Annotated in this window: 15 protein-coding genes and 1 pseudogene; 10 read left to right on the forward strand and 6 right to left on the reverse strand. The window is 73.9% G+C overall.

What is annotated here, in order from left to right; all coding sequences use genetic code 11:
- Positions 1-123 precede the first annotated feature (123 nt).
- Positions 124-738, forward strand: a complete 615-nt coding sequence (locus ACFPL3_RS39825) for a DUF742 domain-containing protein (protein ID WP_343946529.1) — start codon at positions 124-126, stop codon at positions 736-738.
- Positions 719-1330, forward strand: a complete 612-nt coding sequence (locus ACFPL3_RS39830) for a GTP-binding protein (protein WP_379590806.1) — start codon at positions 719-721, stop codon at positions 1328-1330. Before ACFPL3_RS39825 ends, ACFPL3_RS39830 begins: the two co-directional genes overlap by 20 nt.
- 754 nt (positions 1331-2084) lie before the next feature.
- Here the strand turns inward: ACFPL3_RS39830 and ACFPL3_RS39835 are convergent.
- Positions 2085-4331 (reverse strand): helicase-associated domain-containing protein, encoded by a 2247-nt coding sequence (locus ACFPL3_RS39835; RefSeq protein WP_379590807.1) that lies wholly within the window; start codon positions 4329-4331, stop codon positions 2085-2087.
- Between the two features lie 129 nt (positions 4332-4460).
- Here ACFPL3_RS39835 and ACFPL3_RS39840 point away from each other — a divergent pair, with 129 nt between their 5' ends.
- Positions 4461-4661, forward strand: a complete 201-nt coding sequence (locus ACFPL3_RS39840) for a hypothetical protein (RefSeq protein ID WP_343946421.1) — start codon at positions 4461-4463, stop codon at positions 4659-4661.
- Positions 4658-5263 (forward strand): nucleotidyltransferase family protein, encoded by a 606-nt coding sequence (locus ACFPL3_RS39845; protein WP_379590812.1) that lies wholly within the window; start codon positions 4658-4660, stop codon positions 5261-5263. Before ACFPL3_RS39840 ends, ACFPL3_RS39845 begins: the two co-directional genes overlap by 4 nt.
- A gap of 38 nt (positions 5264-5301) precedes the next feature.
- Here ACFPL3_RS39845 and ACFPL3_RS39850 read toward each other — a convergent pair whose 3' ends face one another.
- The gene (locus ACFPL3_RS39850; protein WP_343943666.1) at positions 5302-5910 is read right to left on the reverse strand and encodes a LysM peptidoglycan-binding domain-containing protein; all 609 of its coding nucleotides are present in this window, start codon (positions 5908-5910) and stop codon (positions 5302-5304) included.
- A gap of 403 nt (positions 5911-6313) precedes the next feature.
- Here ACFPL3_RS39850 and moaC point away from each other — a divergent pair, with 403 nt between their 5' ends.
- Positions 6314-6793, forward strand: a complete 480-nt coding sequence (moaC, locus tag ACFPL3_RS39855) for a cyclic pyranopterin monophosphate synthase MoaC (RefSeq protein WP_343943665.1) — start codon at positions 6314-6316, stop codon at positions 6791-6793.
- Positions 6790-7709, forward strand: a pseudogene (locus tag ACFPL3_RS39860) (molybdenum cofactor biosynthesis protein MoaE). The gene moaC and the pseudogene ACFPL3_RS39860 overlap by 4 nt, the downstream one beginning before the upstream one ends.
- A gap of 21 nt (positions 7710-7730) precedes the next feature.
- Here the strand turns inward: ACFPL3_RS39860 and ACFPL3_RS39865 are convergent.
- On the reverse strand, positions 7731-8090 hold the full coding sequence (locus ACFPL3_RS39865; protein WP_343943664.1) for a transglycosylase family protein: 360 nt from the start codon (positions 8088-8090) through the stop codon (positions 7731-7733).
- Between the two features lie 503 nt (positions 8091-8593).
- Between ACFPL3_RS39865 and ACFPL3_RS39870 the strand changes: the two genes are divergently transcribed.
- The 4 genes from ACFPL3_RS39870 (at position 8594) to ACFPL3_RS39885 (ending at position 12835) form a co-directional block, all read left to right on the forward strand.
- A complete protein-coding gene (locus tag ACFPL3_RS39870) occupies positions 8594-9496 on the forward strand; it encodes an AAA family ATPase (RefSeq protein WP_343943663.1) in 903 nt (300 codons plus the stop codon).
- 6 nt (positions 9497-9502) lie between these two features.
- Positions 9503-10636 carry a vWA domain-containing protein gene (locus ACFPL3_RS39875; protein WP_343943662.1) on the forward strand — a complete coding sequence of 378 codons (1134 nt, stop codon included), beginning with the start codon at positions 9503-9505 and terminating at the stop codon, positions 10634-10636.
- On the forward strand, positions 10629-11744 hold the full coding sequence (locus ACFPL3_RS39880; RefSeq protein ID WP_343943661.1) for an XdhC family protein: 1116 nt from the start codon (positions 10629-10631) through the stop codon (positions 11742-11744). The genes ACFPL3_RS39875 and ACFPL3_RS39880 overlap by 8 nt, the downstream gene beginning before the upstream one ends.
- 179 nt (positions 11745-11923) lie before the next feature.
- On the forward strand, positions 11924-12835 hold the full coding sequence (locus tag ACFPL3_RS39885; RefSeq protein WP_343943660.1) for a S1C family serine protease: 912 nt from the start codon (positions 11924-11926) through the stop codon (positions 12833-12835).
- A 59-nt stretch (positions 12836-12894) separates the two neighbouring features.
- Here the strand turns inward: ACFPL3_RS39885 and ACFPL3_RS39890 are convergent, their stop codons facing one another.
- The 3 genes from ACFPL3_RS39890 to ACFPL3_RS39900 form a co-directional block, all read right to left on the reverse strand.
- Entirely contained in the window at positions 12895-13536 is a 642-nt protein-coding gene (locus tag ACFPL3_RS39890) for a response regulator transcription factor (RefSeq protein ID WP_343943659.1), read from the reverse strand.
- Complete coding sequence (locus ACFPL3_RS39895) at positions 13533-14696, reverse strand: sensor histidine kinase (RefSeq protein WP_343943658.1); 1164 nt, start codon at positions 14694-14696, stop codon at positions 13533-13535. Before ACFPL3_RS39895 ends, ACFPL3_RS39890 begins: the two co-directional genes overlap by 4 nt.
- Positions 14697-14795: 99 nt before the next feature.
- Positions 14796-15584, reverse strand: a complete 789-nt coding sequence (locus ACFPL3_RS39900) for a tetratricopeptide repeat protein (RefSeq protein ID WP_343943657.1) — start codon at positions 15582-15584, stop codon at positions 14796-14798.
- Positions 15585-16033 lie beyond the last annotated feature (449 nt).

The following is a 16033-nucleotide window of genomic DNA, read 5'->3' on the forward strand; positions in this document are numbered from 1 at the left end:
GCCACCGATCGGCAGGAAGCAGGTGAATGTCTCCGTGAGCGAGTTTGCGAGCGAACCGTTGTCACAGCGCCTGCGCGCTGCATCGGTCCACGACGGGGCGCCCGGACGACGTGAGGTCGTGCGATGAGCCTCGGCCCTGACGACGAGCGGCGGCAGCCCGCGGAGCCGACGTTCGCCGACGTCATGAACGGCTTCAGTTTCGACGCCGGCCGTTCGTCGCGGCGCAGGCGGTGGGGACGCAAGCGGAACTCCGACGTCGAGCTGCCGGAAGCCGGCATCGCCGACCTCGGTGCGCCCGCGCCGATGCCCGCACCACCGCAGCAGCAGGTCCCGCCGCCGCCCCCGACGGCGCCGATCGACCTGCGCGGCGCGCCTGCCGACCAGGGCTCGCAGGAGCCCGGGGCGTCCGCGGTCCGCCCCTACGCGTGGACCCGAGGCCGCACGAAGTCCGGCCTCGACCTGGCGATCGAGGCGCTCGTCTCCACCAGCCAGCGGGCCAAGGACCAGATCGGCCTGTTGCAGATGGAGCACCGGGCCGTTGCGGAGCTCTGCGAGCAGACGCGATCGGTCGCCGAGGTGGCGGCCCTCCTGTCGATCCCGCTCGGCGTTGCCCGGGTGGTGCTGGGTGACATGGTCGGGCTCAACCTGGTGACCGTGCACCAGACCGCGAGCAGCACCGGCAACGAGCCGGATCTCGCACTGATGGAAAGGGTGTTGAGTGGACTCCGTCGGCTCTAGTTACCCCGGCCGGCCCCCCGCGATCGCCACCGCGGCCACGATCTCGGCCAAGATCGTGGTGGCAGGCGGCTTCGGTGTCGGCAAGACGACGTTCGTCGGTTCGGTGTCCGAGATCATGCCGCTCACCACCGAGGCCGTGATGACCGAGGCGAGCGCGGGCGTGGACGATCTCGCCGCCACCCCGAACAAGGCCACCACCACGGTGGCGATGGACTTCGGCCGGGTGTCGCTCGACGCCGACCTGATCCTGTACCTGTTCGGCACGCCCGGGCAGCACCGCTTCTGGTTCATGTGGGACGACCTGGTGCGGGGTGCGATCGGTGCGGTCGTGCTGGTGGACACCCGCCGGCTCGCCGACTCCTTCGCGGCGATCGACTTCTTCGAGGACCGCGGGCTGCCGTACATCGTCGGGCTGAACTGCTTCGACGGTCTGCTCCAGCACCGCATCGAGGACGTGCGCGAGGCGATGTCGATCGACGCGAGCATCCCGATCATCAGCTGCGACGCGCGCAACCGGCAGTCCACGAAGCAGACCCTGATCACGCTGGTGGAGCACGCCATGCACCACCGCATGACCGCCGGCGCCCGCTGAGCCGTACGTCGAGGTCGTGAGCGGCACCGTGGTGTGCTGCTCGCAGTCGTCCGCGAAGATCAGCGGCACCTTGGTGTAGGCCGACCGCGCTGGTGTGCTGTTCGGACCGGACGGCGCAGCTCCGCGCGCGTGCGCTGTTCGAGCCGTACGTGGATGTCGTGAGTGGCACCGTGGTGTGCTGCTCGCAGCGGTCCGCGAAGATCAGCAGCACCTGGATGTAGGGCCGACCGCGATGGGGTACTGCTCGGCCGGGCGCAGCTCTTTTGCGCGCCTTCGATGGGCGTGGCCACGCCTGCCCCGCGGGACGGGAACGCCGCGAGCCGTACACGGGTGTCGTGGCAGAACCGTGGTGTGCTGCTCGCCCCCGATCATTGGAGATCAGCAGTACCTGGCCGTCGGGTCGGCAGCGCTGGTGTGCTGTTCGGCGGACGGCGCAGCTCCGTGTCCGCCCACGCACGCGCAGGCTCTGTGCGAGCCCTACACGGGTGTCGTGGCAGAGCCGTGGTGTGCTGCTCGCCCCCGATCGTCGGAGATCAGCAGTACCTGGCCGTCGGGCTGGCAGCGCTGATGTGCTGTTCGCGCGGGACGGCGCTCTTTTGCGCGCCCTCGATGGCGTGGCCACGCGCCTGCCTCGCGGGATGGCTCGCCGCGAGCCGTACACGGGTGTCGTGGCAGAACCGTGGTGTGCTGCTCGCCCCCGATCATTGGAGATCAGCAGTACCCGCCTGTCGGGCCGGCGCCGCTGGTGTGCTGCTCAGGCATCGTCCTCCACCAGCGCGATGCTGGTGATCCGGTGCAGCGGCACGCGGTGCGGTGCGCCGTCCACCGCGTCCAGCCCCTCCACCACGCCGCCACCCACCGACCGTGGGGTGAGCACGCGCTCGCCCGCCACCCCGTGGGCGTCGACGAACCCGATCCAGACGCTGCGGCGGGCCGCGGCGGCCGTGCGGAGCAGGTCGAGCGTGGACCCGTTGGTGGTGACGGGCGCGGCGGCGCCCCGGCGGACGCCCGCCATGGCGTCGCCCGCCCGCATGCGGGAGACGAGCGCGGCGAGCTGCTCGGCGTCGGGTTCCGGAGGGCCGCTACGTGTGGTCGCGCGGCGCCGCGGGGACGTGCGGCGACCGCGGTCGGTGAGGTCGAGCACGGCGCCGCCGGGGTCCTCCGCGGCGGGGCTGAAGCCGGCGGCTCGCAGCCCGTCCAGCACCTCGACGAGCGGCAGCGGGGAGACGACCACCGTGGGCGCGATGCGCCGCAGCTCCAGGGCGCCGGTGTCCGGGTGGGCGAGCACCTCGGCGATCAGCACTTCGTCGTCGGAGCGCAGGAACGAGGCGGCCGCGCCGCCGCGCAGCTGCCCGTGGCGGCGCGCGACGTCGTCCACGAGGTAGGTGAGGCCCTGCGGCACCGGGGTGGCGGATCGCTTCGCGAACAGCTCGTGCAGGTCGGCCGCCGACCGCCCGGCGTCGAGCGCGCGCCGGATCGTGGCCTCGGTGAATCGGTACACGGTGGCCCCGCCGGCCGACTCGACGTCGGCGGCGAGGTCGAGCTCGCGGGCCAGCGCGGTCTCCAGGGGGCCGGGGGCCACGGCGGTGAGGTCCGCCTGCAGGAGCACGTGGTCGACCGGTTCGGGGAGGGTGACCCGCAGGGCGGCCACCAGCCGGTCGGGATCCTCGAGCAGCGCCCGGCCGGGCCCGGTGAGGGCGTCGAGGGCCACGACGCCCAGCACGGTGGCCTCGGCGAGCACCCACGTGACGAGCTCGTCGCGCAGCCGCCCGCCGCGGCGCGGGGCGCGCCAGGCGAGCAGGTCGGCGAGCGCGGCGGCGGACGCCGGTGCGGTGCCGGGCGGCAGCTCCGCGAGCCCGGCCAGCACGCGGCGCCGGTCGCGGGGCGCGAGCGGGCGGCGCACGCCGTCGGAGAGCGCGGAGATCGGGCGGCCCGCGTCGTCCTTCTGGCCGATCAGGCCGGGCAGCCTGGGCAGGTCGAGCCAGGTGCGGGCGATGGTGGCCCAGCGCATCTCCGGCCCACCGGCCGCCCAGACGTCCGCGGTGGTGGTGGGGAGCCAGTCGGGGTTCACGCCGTCGCTCTCGCCGATGAGGTCGGCGCCGAGCGCGAGCTCGACGAGCAGGGCCGCCGTGGTCTCGTCGGTGTCCATCTCACGGGCCGCCCGGCGCAGCTCGCGCACGCCGAGGCCGCCGGAACGCAGCACGGGCGGCGGCGTGTGGGCCCAGAAGGCGATGAGGAGGTCGAGACGGCGCAGCACCTCGAGGGCGGCGCCGCCCGCCGTGCGGTCGACGAGGTCGGCGCCACGGTTCACCGCCCCGATGTCGGGCGGCGCGACCGGCACGCGCCCCATCGGGCGGTCGCCGCGCAGCGCCAGCCCCACCTGGCGGGGGAGCTCGACGGTGTCGGAGTCGACGCGCAGCAGCAGCCCGCGGGCGAGCAGGCGTCCGACCGGGCTGTCCGGGTCGGCGCCCGACCGGCTGCGCCCGATCGGCGGCCCCACGGCGAGCGCCTCCAGGACCCGGCGCTCCTCGGGGGTGAGCGCGGCGAGGAGCTCAGGCAGCGCCGACGAGGCGGCGGGGCCGGACGCGGGACGGCCCAGGCCGCCCGGGTGCCGCGGCACCACCTCGCGGGCGGCGGGAACGAGAGAGAGCCCCTCGTCGGTGCCCCAGAGCAGCGCGCGCTCCCGCAGGGCTCGCAGCGCGGCGGCGAGCGTGCCGGCGGGCAGGTCCGGGCCGAGGAGCCGGGCCAGCTCGGCGGCGGGCACGGGCGCGGTGTCGGCGTCGGCGACGACGGCGGCCTCCAGCACGGCCAGCGTGACGCTGTCGAGGTCGTCGCAGGCGCGGTGCACGGAGGCACGGACCCCGGCCCGGGTGGCGAGCACGACGAGGTCCGCCGGGGGCGGCACGCCGAGATCGGGGCGCAGCCGCAGCAGCGTGGCGAGCACCTCGTCGTCCTGCGCGCGCAGCCAGTCGACGAGCGTGCCGCCCGATGGGGCGTTCATCGCTGGGACCCGCTGTTCGCGGGCACGACGGGGGCGCGGGACGAGCCGAGCTGCGCCGGGCGGGACACTGTGGGCATCACGTCCACGGTAGCCCGCGGCGTCGCGCAGGCCGGTACGGGATACTGGCTGGTGACCACCGAGAACGAGGAGGACACAGTGGCCGAGCGCTCGCGCCGGATCGACCCGACGTGGCCGGAGCTCCCCGATGGCGAGCACCCCGTCACCGAGCTCGCCAGCCCGCTCCAGGGCTCGCTCTCCCCGTTCGGAGACGTGGAGTTCCCCCTTGACGAGGTGCCCTACGTCCACCCCAAGACGGAGATCAACCGATAGCCCCCGCGGGGCTGCTGCTCGCCGCGGGCGCAGGCCGGCGGATGGGCCGGCCCAAGGCGCTCGTGGCGCTGGACGGTGAGCCGCTCGTACGACGGGCCGTCCGTGTGCTCGCCGACGGCGGCTGCGGGCCGCTCGTGGTCGTCGTCGGCGCGGCGGCAGAGGAAGTGGAGGCACTGCTGCCCGCCGGGGTGCGGGCGGTGGTGGCCGACGGCTGGGCCGAGGGCATGGGGGCGTCGCTGCGCGCGGGGCTCGCCGCCCTCGAGGCGCTCGAGCCGGTCCCGGACGCGGCGCTGGTGCACCTGGTGGACCTGCCGGGGGTCACGGCGGCGGCCGTCGCCCGGCTCGCGGCCCGCAGCGGCCCCGACGCGCTGGTGCGCGCCGCCTACGCCGGCCGCCCGGCGCACCCGGTGCTGCTGGGCCGGGCCCACTGGCCGGGCGTGCGCGCGGCGGCCACGGGGGACGCGGGCGCCCGTGGCTACCTGGCCGGGCACCCCGATCTGGAGCTCGTCGAGTGCGGTGACCTCGCGGAGCCCGACGACGTGGACACCCCGGAACAGCTCGCGGAGGCCCTACGACGACGTCCGCGCCCCCTCGCCGACTGAGATTCGGCGCGAGAGCGCGGACGTGGTGGTGCGTCTGCTCAGAGGGTGAGGCGCTGGCCCACCTTGAGCGAGTCCGGGTTGGACTTCAGGGCCGGGTTCTTCTCCACCAGGGCCTTCCAGCCGCCCGCTACGTTGTTGGCCGAGGCGATGCGGCCGAGGGTGTCGCCGCGCTTGACCACGTAGTTGCCGCTCGTGGCGCCGCCCGACGAGGCCAGGCGGACCTTGTCGTCGCTGCCCGACTTGCGCGCCGGCGCGTCGCGCTGGGTGGCGGACTCGCCGCGGACACCCGTCTTGCGCGAGCACGACGGCCAGGCGTTCCAGCCCTGGCCGGCGAGCACCCGCTCGGCGACGACGATCTGCTGCTCGCGGCTGGCCTGGTGGGCGCTCGCGGCGAACTCCTTGCCGCCGAAGGCGCGCCAGGTGGACGGCGTGAACTGGAGGCCACCGTAGAAACCGTTACCGGTGTTGATGTTCCACCGGCCGCCGCTCTCGCACTGGGCGAGCTTGTCCCACGCCGAGTCGGGGGCTGCGTTGGCGGGGGCGGCGACGAGCAGCGGGGCTCCGGCGACGGCGCCCGCGACAGCGGTGCGGGCGAGGGTCCGACCGGTCTTGCTCGGGGCACGGTGACGGCCGCGGTAGCGGGCCATGAGGGCAACTCCGCGCGCTGCGCTTCCGGACGACGACCGCCGGGGAGCTGGCGGCGCGGCCCGGCTGGGCCGCGGTCCGTTCCTGTCCTGCGCCTCGGTGAGGGGACGGGGGCCGGGAACGCCGGACAGGGGAGCGCTGCGTTTCCCGGAGTTCGTCCGGATCTGGGGCATCCGACCGAACCGAGGTGGGACGGTACGTCCGGATCCGTCGATCGGGAACCCCCGGCGCGGGCGCGGCACCGGCCCAGGAGGTAGGCGCACACCGGGTGGGCCCTCGGTTCGCCCAGCTCAGTGCGTTGTCCGGGCCAACGTTCAAGATTACTTTCAGGTTGCGAAGTAGTGGCGTAGATCACGTTTCGAGTCGGTCTCGGTGCGGGGACCGGGGAGGTCGTAGGGTGCCTCCGTGGACCTCACCCACGTCGATGCCGCAGGCGCCGCCCGCATGGTCGACGTCTCAGGCAAGGTGGCCACCGCGCGCACCGCCGTGGCCACTGGAGTACTGCACACCACGGCCGAGGTGGTGGACCTGCTGCGCCGCGACGGGCTGCCCAAGGGCGACGCGCTCGCCACCGCACGGATCGCCGGGATCATGGGCGCCAAGCGCACCCCGGACCTCGTTCCGCTGTGCCATCCGATCGCGCTGAGCGGGGTCACCCTCGACCTCGAGCCCGACGGCGCGCAGGTGCGCATCCGGGCCACGGTGCGCACCACCGACCGCACGGGTGTGGAGATGGAGGCGCTCACCGCCGTCGCGGTCGCCGGGCTCACGCTGCACGACATGGTGAAGGCCGTCGACCCGGCCGCCGTGCTCGACGCCGTGCGCGTCGAGAGCAAGGAGGGCGGCAAGACCGGCACCTGGACGCGCCCCGAGGACCGTTCGTGAGCGAGCGGCGCGCCCGCGTCGTCACGGCGTCGAACCGCGCCGCGGCGGGCGTCTACGCCGACCGCGGCGGGCCGATCATCGTCGAGTGGCTGCGTGAACGCGGGTACGCCACACCGGATCCGGTGGTCGTCCCGGACGGGGAGCCCGTGGGCGAGGCACTGCGCGCCGCGGTGGCCGACGGCGTCGACGTCGTGATCACCACCGGTGGCACCGGAATCTCGCCGACCGACGCCACCCCGGAGGTCACCAGGGCGGTGCTCGACTACGAGGTGCCGGGCCTGGCCGACGCCATCCGCGCCGCCGGCGCGCCCACCGTGCCCACGGCCGTCCTGTCCCGTGGCCTCACCGGCGTCGCGGGGCGCACACTGGTGGTGAACCTGCCCGGATCGACAGGTGGGGTTCGGGACGGTCTGGCCGTGCTGGCCGACGTCCTCGACCACGCCGTCGACCAGCTGCGAGGAGGCGATCACCGATGACCGGCACCGGTACCGGTGCGGCCGTGCTGCGCGCCGTGGTGGGGGAGGAACCCCTCGACGTCGCGGAGCACGCCGCGCTCGTGGACCACGCCGCGGCGGGTGCGGTCGTCACGTTCGCGGGGGTGGTGCGCGACCACGACGGCGGCCGTTCCGTGCGTGGTCTGGAGTACAGCGCCCACCCCACGGCGGGGAAGGTGGTGGCCGAAGTCGCGGCGGACGTCGCGGCCAGGGCCACCGGCGTGCGGGCGATCGCGGTGAGCCACCGGATCGGCCCGCTCGGGATCGGCGACGTGGCGCTGGCGTGCGCCGTCGCCGCCGATCACCGGAAGGAGGCCTTCGCGGCCTGTGCCGAGCTGGTGGACGAGGTCAAGCGGCTGCTGCCCGTCTGGAAACACCAGCTGTTCGCCGACGGCACCGACGAGTGGGTCGGTTCGGCCTAGGGTGCCGCCGGCCGTCCGCGCTCAGTCGCGGCCGCGCAGACCCAGCTTCTTCGAGCAGGACGGCCAGGCCTTCCAGCCCTGGTTGGCCAGAATGCGCTCCGCGACCTTGATCTGCTGTGCCTTGCTGGCCTGGTGGGGCATGCCCTTGCCGCCGTGGGCGCGCCAGGTGCGCGGGCTGAACTGCAGGCCGCCGTAGTAACCGTTTCCGGTGTTGATCTTCCAGTTACCGCCGCTCTCGCACTTCGCGAGCTTGTCCCACGTGGAGGTCGAGGCCGCGTTCGCGGTCCCGGCGACGGCGAAGGGGGCGCCGACCGCAACTGCACCGACGACGGCCAGCCGTACCAGCTTTCGGCCCAGGCGGGAATCGGGTCGTGTGCTCATTTCGGTGTCTCCTGGTCGCACTGGCGAGCTGTTCGCGCTCGTCAGCGGGCTGGGGTGAAGCCCGTCGAACGCGTTCTGGCGATCATGGAAGGCACGGGGACCGCCTTCATGAATGCCGAACTCGACCCGGTCCCGTCTTCTGCTCGACGGACCGGAACCGCGGGACCGGGTGGTAGTGCGACGGTTCCGGATGCATTTCGATCGAACCTTCTGGCTCGACCGGACGTTGACGGTACGAGTGGCTTGTGCGGAATCGTCAAACTCGGCGGACGTGACCAACGTCACGTAAATTCGATGATTGAGTTGATCAAAAGTGGATACGCCCAGGTCAGAAGGCTCGTGATCACGATTCGATCACGGCAAAACAATTGCGTTCAAACCGGAAGTATTACGGATTGCGTCACGTCTCGAAGCAACTCAGCGTGATCGCTCCGGTGACGCAGCGGGTATGGCCGGGCTCACCCGTAGTGGCTGGCAGGCTCCCGGTCCGTCATGCTGGAACCGTGACAGAACGCCCCTCGAACGCCGTGGGCTCGCCCGCGGAGCTGGCGGCGGCGCTGCGGACCACCGGCTACCTCGCCGACGACGGGCTCGCCACCGCCGCGTTCCTCGCCATGCAGATGAACCGCCCGCTGTTCTGCGAGGGGGAGCCCGGCACCGGCAAGACCGCGCTCGCGCAGGCGCTCGCCCAGGTGCTCGACGCCGAGCTGATCCGGCTGCAGTGCCACGACGGCATCGACGCCTCCCAGGCCCTCTACGACTGGGACTTCCCCCGGCAGCTCCTGCACCTGCGCGCTCTGGAGGCCGCGGCCTCGGCCACCGGCGAGACCCTCGACGCCGACGCGGTCGAGGCCTCCCTCTACGACCCCCGCTTCCTGCTGGCCCGCCCGGTCCTGCGCGCGCTGCAGACGAGCCCGAGCGTGCTGCTGATCGACGAGGTCGACCGCGCCGACGACGAGTTCGAGGCCTTCCTGCTGGAGGTCCTCACCGAGCACGCCGTCTCCATCCCCGAGGTGGGTGAGGTCAGGGCGAAGGAGCCGCCGCTGGTCGTGCTGACCTCCAACCGCACCCGTGAGGTGCACGACGCGCTCAAGCGGCGCTGCCTCTACCTCTGGCTCGACCACCCGGACCTGCAGCGCGAGATCCAGATCCTGCACTCGCGGCTGCCGGGCCTGCCCGAGCGGCTGGCCGCCCAGGTGGCGGGTGCCGTGCACCGGCTGCGGCAGACCGACCTGCTGAAGCCGCCGGGGGTGGCCGAGACGATCGACTGGGCACGCGCGCTCCAGCTCGTCGGCGCCCGCCACCTCGACGTCGACTCCGCGGCCGCCACGCTCGGCGCGGTCCTCAAGTACCGCGAGGACGCGGATCGCGTCCGCTCCCAGCTGGACACCCTGCTCGCGTCCTGAGGACGGATGGCACCGACACCCACCCCGCACACCACGGACCCGCTCCCCGGGCTCGTGGGGTTCACGGTCGTGCTGCGCAACGCAGGCCTCGCCGTCACCACCGACCGGGTGTCGGCGTTCCTGTCGGCGCTCGACGCGCTCGACGTCACCGACCGCACCCAGACCTACTGGGCGGGCCGGCTCACCCTCTGCTCCGACCCCGACGACCTGCCGCGCTACGACCAGGCCTTCGCCGGGTGGTTCGAACCCGCCCCGGGCGGGCGCACCCAGGTGCGCGACGAGCGGCCCCCGCCGCCGCCGAAGCTCGCCGCGCTCACCCCCGAGGACGCGGGCACCGGTGAGGAGGAGGACTCGGAGTCCTCGCAGATCCACGCGCGCGCGAGCGGCACCGAGATCCTGCGCAACCGCGACCTCGGCGAGCTCACCCCCGTGGAGCGCGAGCACCTGCGCAGGCTGATGGCGCTGCTGCGGCCCGAGCCCCCGAGCCGGGCGTCGCGCAGGCTCCGCCCGTCCGCGCACGGGTCCACCGACCCGGGCCGCACGTTGCGGGCCGCCCTGCGCAACCAGGGTGAGCTGCGCGAGCTGCACCGCCGCAACCGGTCGCGGCGGGCCCGCAAGGTGGTGCTCCTGCTCGACGTCTCGGGCTCGATGGAGCCCTACGCCGACGCGCTCCTGCGCTTCGCGCACGTGGTGGTCCGCCGGTCCCCCGCCTCGGTCGAGGCCTTCACCCTCGGCACGCGGCTCACCCGGGTCACCCGGGAGCTGCGGATGCGCGACCCGGAACGCGCGCTCGCCGCGGCCGCGAAGGCGATCCCGGACTGGTCGGGCGGCACCCGGCTCGGCGAGGTCCTGCGCGCCTTCGTCGACCGCTGGGGCCAGCGGGGCTCCGCCCGCCGTGCCGTGATCGTCGTGTTCTCCGACGGCTGGGAGCGCGGCGAGACCGACGTGCTGCGCAACCAGATGAGCAGGCTGCGCCGCCTCGCCCACCGCGTCGTGTGGGTCAACCCGCACGTCGGCAAGGACGGCTACGAACCCGTGCAGGGTGGAATAGTCGCGGCCCTTCCCTTCTTGGACGACTTGTTGGCAGGCCACAGCCTGGCCACCCTGGAACGACTTCTCGAGGTGGTACGAGATGCGTGACGTCGTTGATCAGCTCGAGGGCTGGTGGAAGAACGGTCAGACCGCGGCGCTCGCCACGGTGGTCGGCACCTACAGCTCCGCGCCGCGCCAGCCGGGGGCCTCGATGCTCGTGGGGCCCGGCGGCGAGGCCGTCGGGAGCGTGTCCGGCGGTTGCGTCGAGGGCGCGGTGTACGAGCTGGGCCAGCAGGTGCTCGCCGACGGGCGGCCGGTGCTGCAGCGGTACGGCGTGTCCGACGACGACGCGTTCGCCGTCGGCCTCACCTGCGGCGGGATCATCGACATCTTCGTCGAGAAGGTCGACCGCGAGACCTACGAGCAGCTCGGCACCGTGGCCGACGCCATCCGGTCGGGCTCGCCGGTCGCCGTCGCCACCGTGGTGGCCGGCCCGGCGGAGCGGCTCGGCAAGCGCCTCGTGATCTGGCCGGACCGCACCGAGGGCGGCACCGGCTCCGAGCGCCTCGACGACGCCGTGCGCGACGACGCCCGCGGCCTGCTCGACGCGGGCCGCAACGCGATGCTGCACTACGGCGTCGACGGTCAGCGCCGCGGCGAGGGCCTCGACGTGTTCGTCGAGTCGTTCGCGCCGCCGCCCCGCATGATCGTGTTCGGGGCCATCGACTTCGCCGCCGCCGTCGCCAAGATCGGCAGCTTCCTGGGCTTCCGGGTCACGGTGTGCGACGCGCGCCCGGTCTTCGCCACGGCGTCCCGGTTCCCCGGCGCCAACGAGGTGGTCGTCGAGTGGCCCCATCGCTACCTCGAGGCCGAGGCCGAGGCGGGCCGGATCGACCGGCGCACCGCCCTGTGCGTGCTCACCCACGACCCCAAGTTCGACGTCCCGCTGCTGGAGGTCGCGCTGCGGCTGCCCGAGGTGGGCTACATCGGGGCGATGGGCTCGCGCCGCACCCACGACGACCGGATCGAGCGGCTGCGCGAGGCCGGCGTCACGGACGAGGAGATCGCGCGGATGTCCTCCCCGATCGGGCTCGACCTGGGTGCCCGCACCCCGGAGGAGACGGCCGTTTCCATCGCCGCCGAGATGATCGCCCTGCACTGGGGCGGCGCAGGCTCCCGGCTCGCCGAGCGCGAGGGCCCCATCCACGCCTCCTGAAGGCGACCTTCTCCCCTTGATCGTCGAGTTGGCGCGTTCCCGGGTTGAACACGCCCGTCTTTGCGTCGAAGCCGTGATCATGCCTCCGGCAAGCGGTGCCGGGCGGAACACCGGCGCCGGACGCGGCGTTCTCCTCGTGCACGCAACGCGTGCAAAGCTGTAATCGCGAGGAGGTCGTCATGGACGAGCTCGACTCCTACTCCCGCACCGTGAGCGCCGTGGCCGCCGAGCTCACCGGACGCGTGGCGGCCGTCCGCACCGAACGCGGGAGCGGGTCGGCCGTCGTGGTGCCGGGCGACGGGATCCTCGTCACCAACGCCCACGTCGTGGGCGAGGCCCGCTCGGGCCGGGCCGACTTCGTGGACGGCGCCCAGACCCGCGTGACGGTCGTCGGCACCGATCCGCTGTCCGACCTGGCGGTCCTGCGGGCCGAGCGTCCGGGCGACCTTCCGCCGCCCGTCCGCCTGGGCGACGCCGACGCCCTCGTGGTGGGCCAGCTCGTGGTCGCAGTCGGCAACCCGCTCGGGCTCGTGGGGTCGGTGACCGCGGGTGTCGTGAGCGCGCTGGGCCGGGCGCTGCCCACCCGCTCCGGCCGGGCGGGGCGCGTGGTCGAGGACGTGATCCAGACCGACGCCGCCCTGAACCCCGGCAACTCGGGCGGCGCGCTGGCCGACTCCCACGCGCGGGTGGTCGGCATCAACACCGCGGTGGCGGGGGTCGGGCTCGGCCTCGCGGTGCCGGTGAACGCCACCACCCGCCGGATCGTCGAAGCGCTGCTCGCCGATGGCCGGGTGCGGCGCGCCTACCTCGGGGTGGTCGGCACCCCGGCGCCGGTGCCCGCGGCCGTGGCGGAGAAGTACGGGCGCACCGACGGATTGCGGCTCGCCGAGGTGATCGGCGGCAGCCCCGCGGCGCGCGCCGGGCTGCGCGCGGGCGATCTCGTGCTCGACGTCGGGCGCAGGCCCGTGCAGGACGCCCAGGGCATCCAGCGTCAGCTGTTCGGTGACGCGATCGGCGTGCCGCTCCCGGTGACGGTGCTGCGCAACGGGGCGATGGTCGATGTCATCGCGGTGCCCACCGAACTCGGCTGACACCCCCGCCTCGTGAGTGGATACGAGGGCTCCAGCACTCGTATCCACTCACGGGTGGGTCAGCGGACCTGTCCGTGCTCCCACGCCCACGCCGCGATCTCCACGCGGTTGCGGGCCGACAGCTTCGTCTGGATGTTCGTGAGGTGCGTCTTCACCGTGGAGAGGGAGACGAACAGCTCGGCCGCGATCTCGGCGTTGGTGCGGCCCCGGGCCACGGCGCGGACCACGTCGAGCTCGCGCGGTGACAGCGGGTCGGGCAGGCGCGGCGCCTGCGCCGCCGGCCCCGCGGCGAGGTGCTCGAGCAGCCGCACGGTGACCGACGGCGAGACGAGCGCGTCGCCCGCCGCCGCGGCCCGCACGGCCTCGACGAGCAGCCGGGGGCCCGCGTCCTTGAGCAGGAAGCCGCACGCGCCTGCGCGCAGCGCGCCGTAGACGTACTCGTCGAGGTCGAACGTCGTGACCACGACGATGCGCGGCGGCTGCGGGTCGGCGGTGAGCGCGCGCGTGGCCTCGAGGCCGTCGAGCTGGGGCATCCGGATGTCCATCAGCACGACGTCGGGTTCCAGCTCGCGGGCGCGCGCGACGGCGTCGACCCCGTTGCCCGCCTCGCCGACGACCTCGAGGCCGGGCTCGGCGGACAGGATCAGCCGGAAGCCGGTGCGCACCATCTCCTGGTCGTCGGCGAGCAGGACCCGGATCACCGGGCGCCCCGCAGCGGCAGTCGCGCCGACACCGCCCACAGCCCGGGCCCGACGGGGCCCGCGGTGAGCCAGCCGTCCAGTGCGGCCACCCGCTCACCCATCCCCACGAGTCCGAACCCGCCGCCACGCCCGCTCACGGGGGCGGGCGGGACACCGTCGTTGCGCACAGACACCAGCAGGGCCTCCTCGCGGATCCGGACGTCGATCTCGACCGCCGTGACGTGGGGGGCGTGCCGGCGGACGTTCGTCAGAGCTTCCTGCACCACCCGGTAGCCGGTGGCGGCGACCCCGGGCGGCAGCACCGCGTGCTCCAGGCCCGGGTCGCCGGTGAGCCGAACCAGCCGGGCGTCGGGATCGAACCGGCGCACGAGGGTGTGGACCTCGGCGAGGTCGGTGCCGGGGCTGCGCGTGCCCTCGGCGTCCTGGCCGCGCAGCACGCCCACCATCCGCCGCATCGCCGTGAGCGCGTCGGCGCCCGCGGTTTCGATGGCGGCGAGGGCCCGGTCGACGTCGTCGGGGGAGGTGCGGGCCACCACGGCCGCGGCCTGGGCGGCCACGACGATGCCCGTCACGTGGTGCGCCACGACGTCGTGCAGCTCGCGGGCGAGCTCCATCCGCTCGCCGGTGCGGACCTCCTCCACCGCCGCGCGGCGGCGGGTCTCGACCTCGCGCAGGACGAGCCCGATCGTGACGGCGCCACCCCAGCCGAGCGCCGACAGCACCTCGAAGGTGCTCGTGTCGGGGTCGGTCGTGCGCATGAGCGGCGAGCCGACGATGGCCAGCGCGGCGGCCGCGGTCAGCAGGAGAGCGGGACGCAACGGGCACCGGTGCAGCACCACCACCACGACCACGGCGAGCGCGAGCTGCTCGGTGAACGCCATCGACGCGAGCGGGCTCCCCGGGAACACCAGTGCCTGCACGGTGGTGAACAACGAGATCGCAACGGACAGCCCGATGGCGGTCGCGGCGGTGGGGATCAGCCGGGCGCCGGGTCGCCTGCGCAGCAGCACGACGAGGGGCACGGCCACGGCGGGCACGAGGGCGGCGGCGGGCCCGACGACGGCCGCGGCGACGAGGTCGACCAGGAACCAGAACCCGTACGCGGCCAGTTCGGCCACCAGCGCGAGGTTCCGCCGGATCCAGCGGAGCAGGCGGATCACGGCACGAGCCTATGTAAGGACACCACCCGTGCTCCTCGGCCGGAAGTACGAGCCACCCGGCCGGGCATCGGGATCACGGCCGACCCCGCGCGGCGGCGCTCAGGCGCGGTCGCGCTCCCGGCCGCCGCCGGCCATCCGGCCGATCGTGAAGAACCACGTCCGGTCCTCCACGTGCTCCAGATCGGCCAGCAACGCCTCGGTCTCCGGGTGCGTGCCGCCGAACACCGCGGCGGCGTCGGCGGCCGCCCGTTGCAGCTCGGTGGTGGCCTCGGCGGCGCGGCCGAGCAGGGCGAGGCAGCCCGCGAGGTTCGCGCGCAGCGCGATCACGTGTTCACTGCGCGGACCGTGCACCGGCTCGGCGTCGGCCAATGCCGCACCGAGGTGGGCGAGTGCCGCCTCGACATCCCCGAATGCGGCGCGTGCGAGGCCGGCTCCCAATCGCGACGTCAACGTATCGGGATGGGTGGGGCCGAGTACGCGCGCCCGTTCTGCCGCCACCCCCTCGGAAATCGGAACCGCTTCGTCGATCCGGCCGACGAGCCGATATGCGGTGGCGAGTGCGTCGACGGCGGTGAGCGTGCGGGGATCGGACGGGCCGAAGATGTGCGTGCGATCCGAAACGCTCGCCGCGAGCAGATCGATTCCCTGCTGCCACGCACCGGCCGAGAAGTAGACCGCGCCCAGGTTTCCGGCCACCGTCAGCGTGGCCGGGTCCCCCTCCCCCATTCCGGCGAGGCAGCCCTGCAATACCTCCTCGAGAACGGGAACCGCTTCCTCGGCCCGACCGGCTCGCCACAGATCGAGGGCGGCGGAGTGCCGCGCGGCGATCTCGGGGTCGGCGGCACGCTCCCGGCCGGGAGCCCGTCGGGTGCGCGTCCAGGGCGGCATCCGTTCTCCTCCTCTCGCCGGCACCGATCAGGACCGGAACGCCCGCGCAGCGGCGGGTCCCCGCCCACCATTCCGCACTCCGTTCGACGGCGGCCGTGCGGCGTGGTGGCCCTCGGATGGTCACCGATTCTGGCCCCGGGCGCGACCCGGCCTCGCTCTCCGGTCCCCCTCGAGCCGGTGGCCGGTCATCTGCGCGACGGCCGAGCCGCGCGGCGGACGGCCCGTGCCGGGCCGGCGGGGAGATCGGTCTGGACGAAGATGATGAACGTCTGGTAGCTTCCAGGTTGCTTTCCCCCGAGGGGGAGGTAGCGGTCCCGGATCCACCGGTTGCTGACGTAGCGCGACGGGCGGTTCCACGGATCGCGGAGTGCACCGGGCGTGTTTTCCCGTCTGGTTGCGGGTCGCTGCCCCAGGCGCGACGCGCGCGTACAGCTCTGTTTTCGCATGTC

The organism is Pseudonocardia zijingensis (assembly GCF_042657305.1).
GTDB classification, from domain to species: domain Bacteria; phylum Actinomycetota; class Actinomycetes; order Mycobacteriales; family Pseudonocardiaceae; genus Pseudonocardia; species Pseudonocardia zijingensis.

Coding starts and splice junctions, on each gene's coding strand:
- ACFPL3_RS39900 (WP_343943657.1), bottom strand. CDS start 15,584: ATGCCGCCCTGGACGCGCACCCGACGGGCTCCCGGCCGGGAGCGTGCC.
- ACFPL3_RS39885 (WP_343943660.1), top strand. CDS start 11,924: ATGGACGAGCTCGACTCCTACTCCCGCACCGTGAGCGCCGTGGCCGCC.
- ACFPL3_RS39850 (WP_343943666.1), bottom strand. CDS start 5,910: ATGGCCCGCTACCGCGGCCGTCACCGTGCCCCGAGCAAGACCGGTCGG.
- ACFPL3_RS39865 (WP_343943664.1), bottom strand. CDS start 8,090: ATGAGCACACGACCCGATTCCCGCCTGGGCCGAAAGCTGGTACGGCTG.
- ACFPL3_RS39880 (WP_343943661.1), top strand. CDS start 10,629: ATGCGTGACGTCGTTGATCAGCTCGAGGGCTGGTGGAAGAACGGTCAG.
- ACFPL3_RS39835 (WP_379590807.1), bottom strand. CDS start 4,331: ATGAACGCCCCATCGGGCGGCACGCTCGTCGACTGGCTGCGCGCGCAG.
- ACFPL3_RS39875 (WP_343943662.1), top strand. CDS start 9,503: ATGGCACCGACACCCACCCCGCACACCACGGACCCGCTCCCCGGGCTC.
- ACFPL3_RS39825 (WP_343946529.1), top strand. CDS start 124: ATGAGCCTCGGCCCTGACGACGAGCGGCGGCAGCCCGCGGAGCCGACG.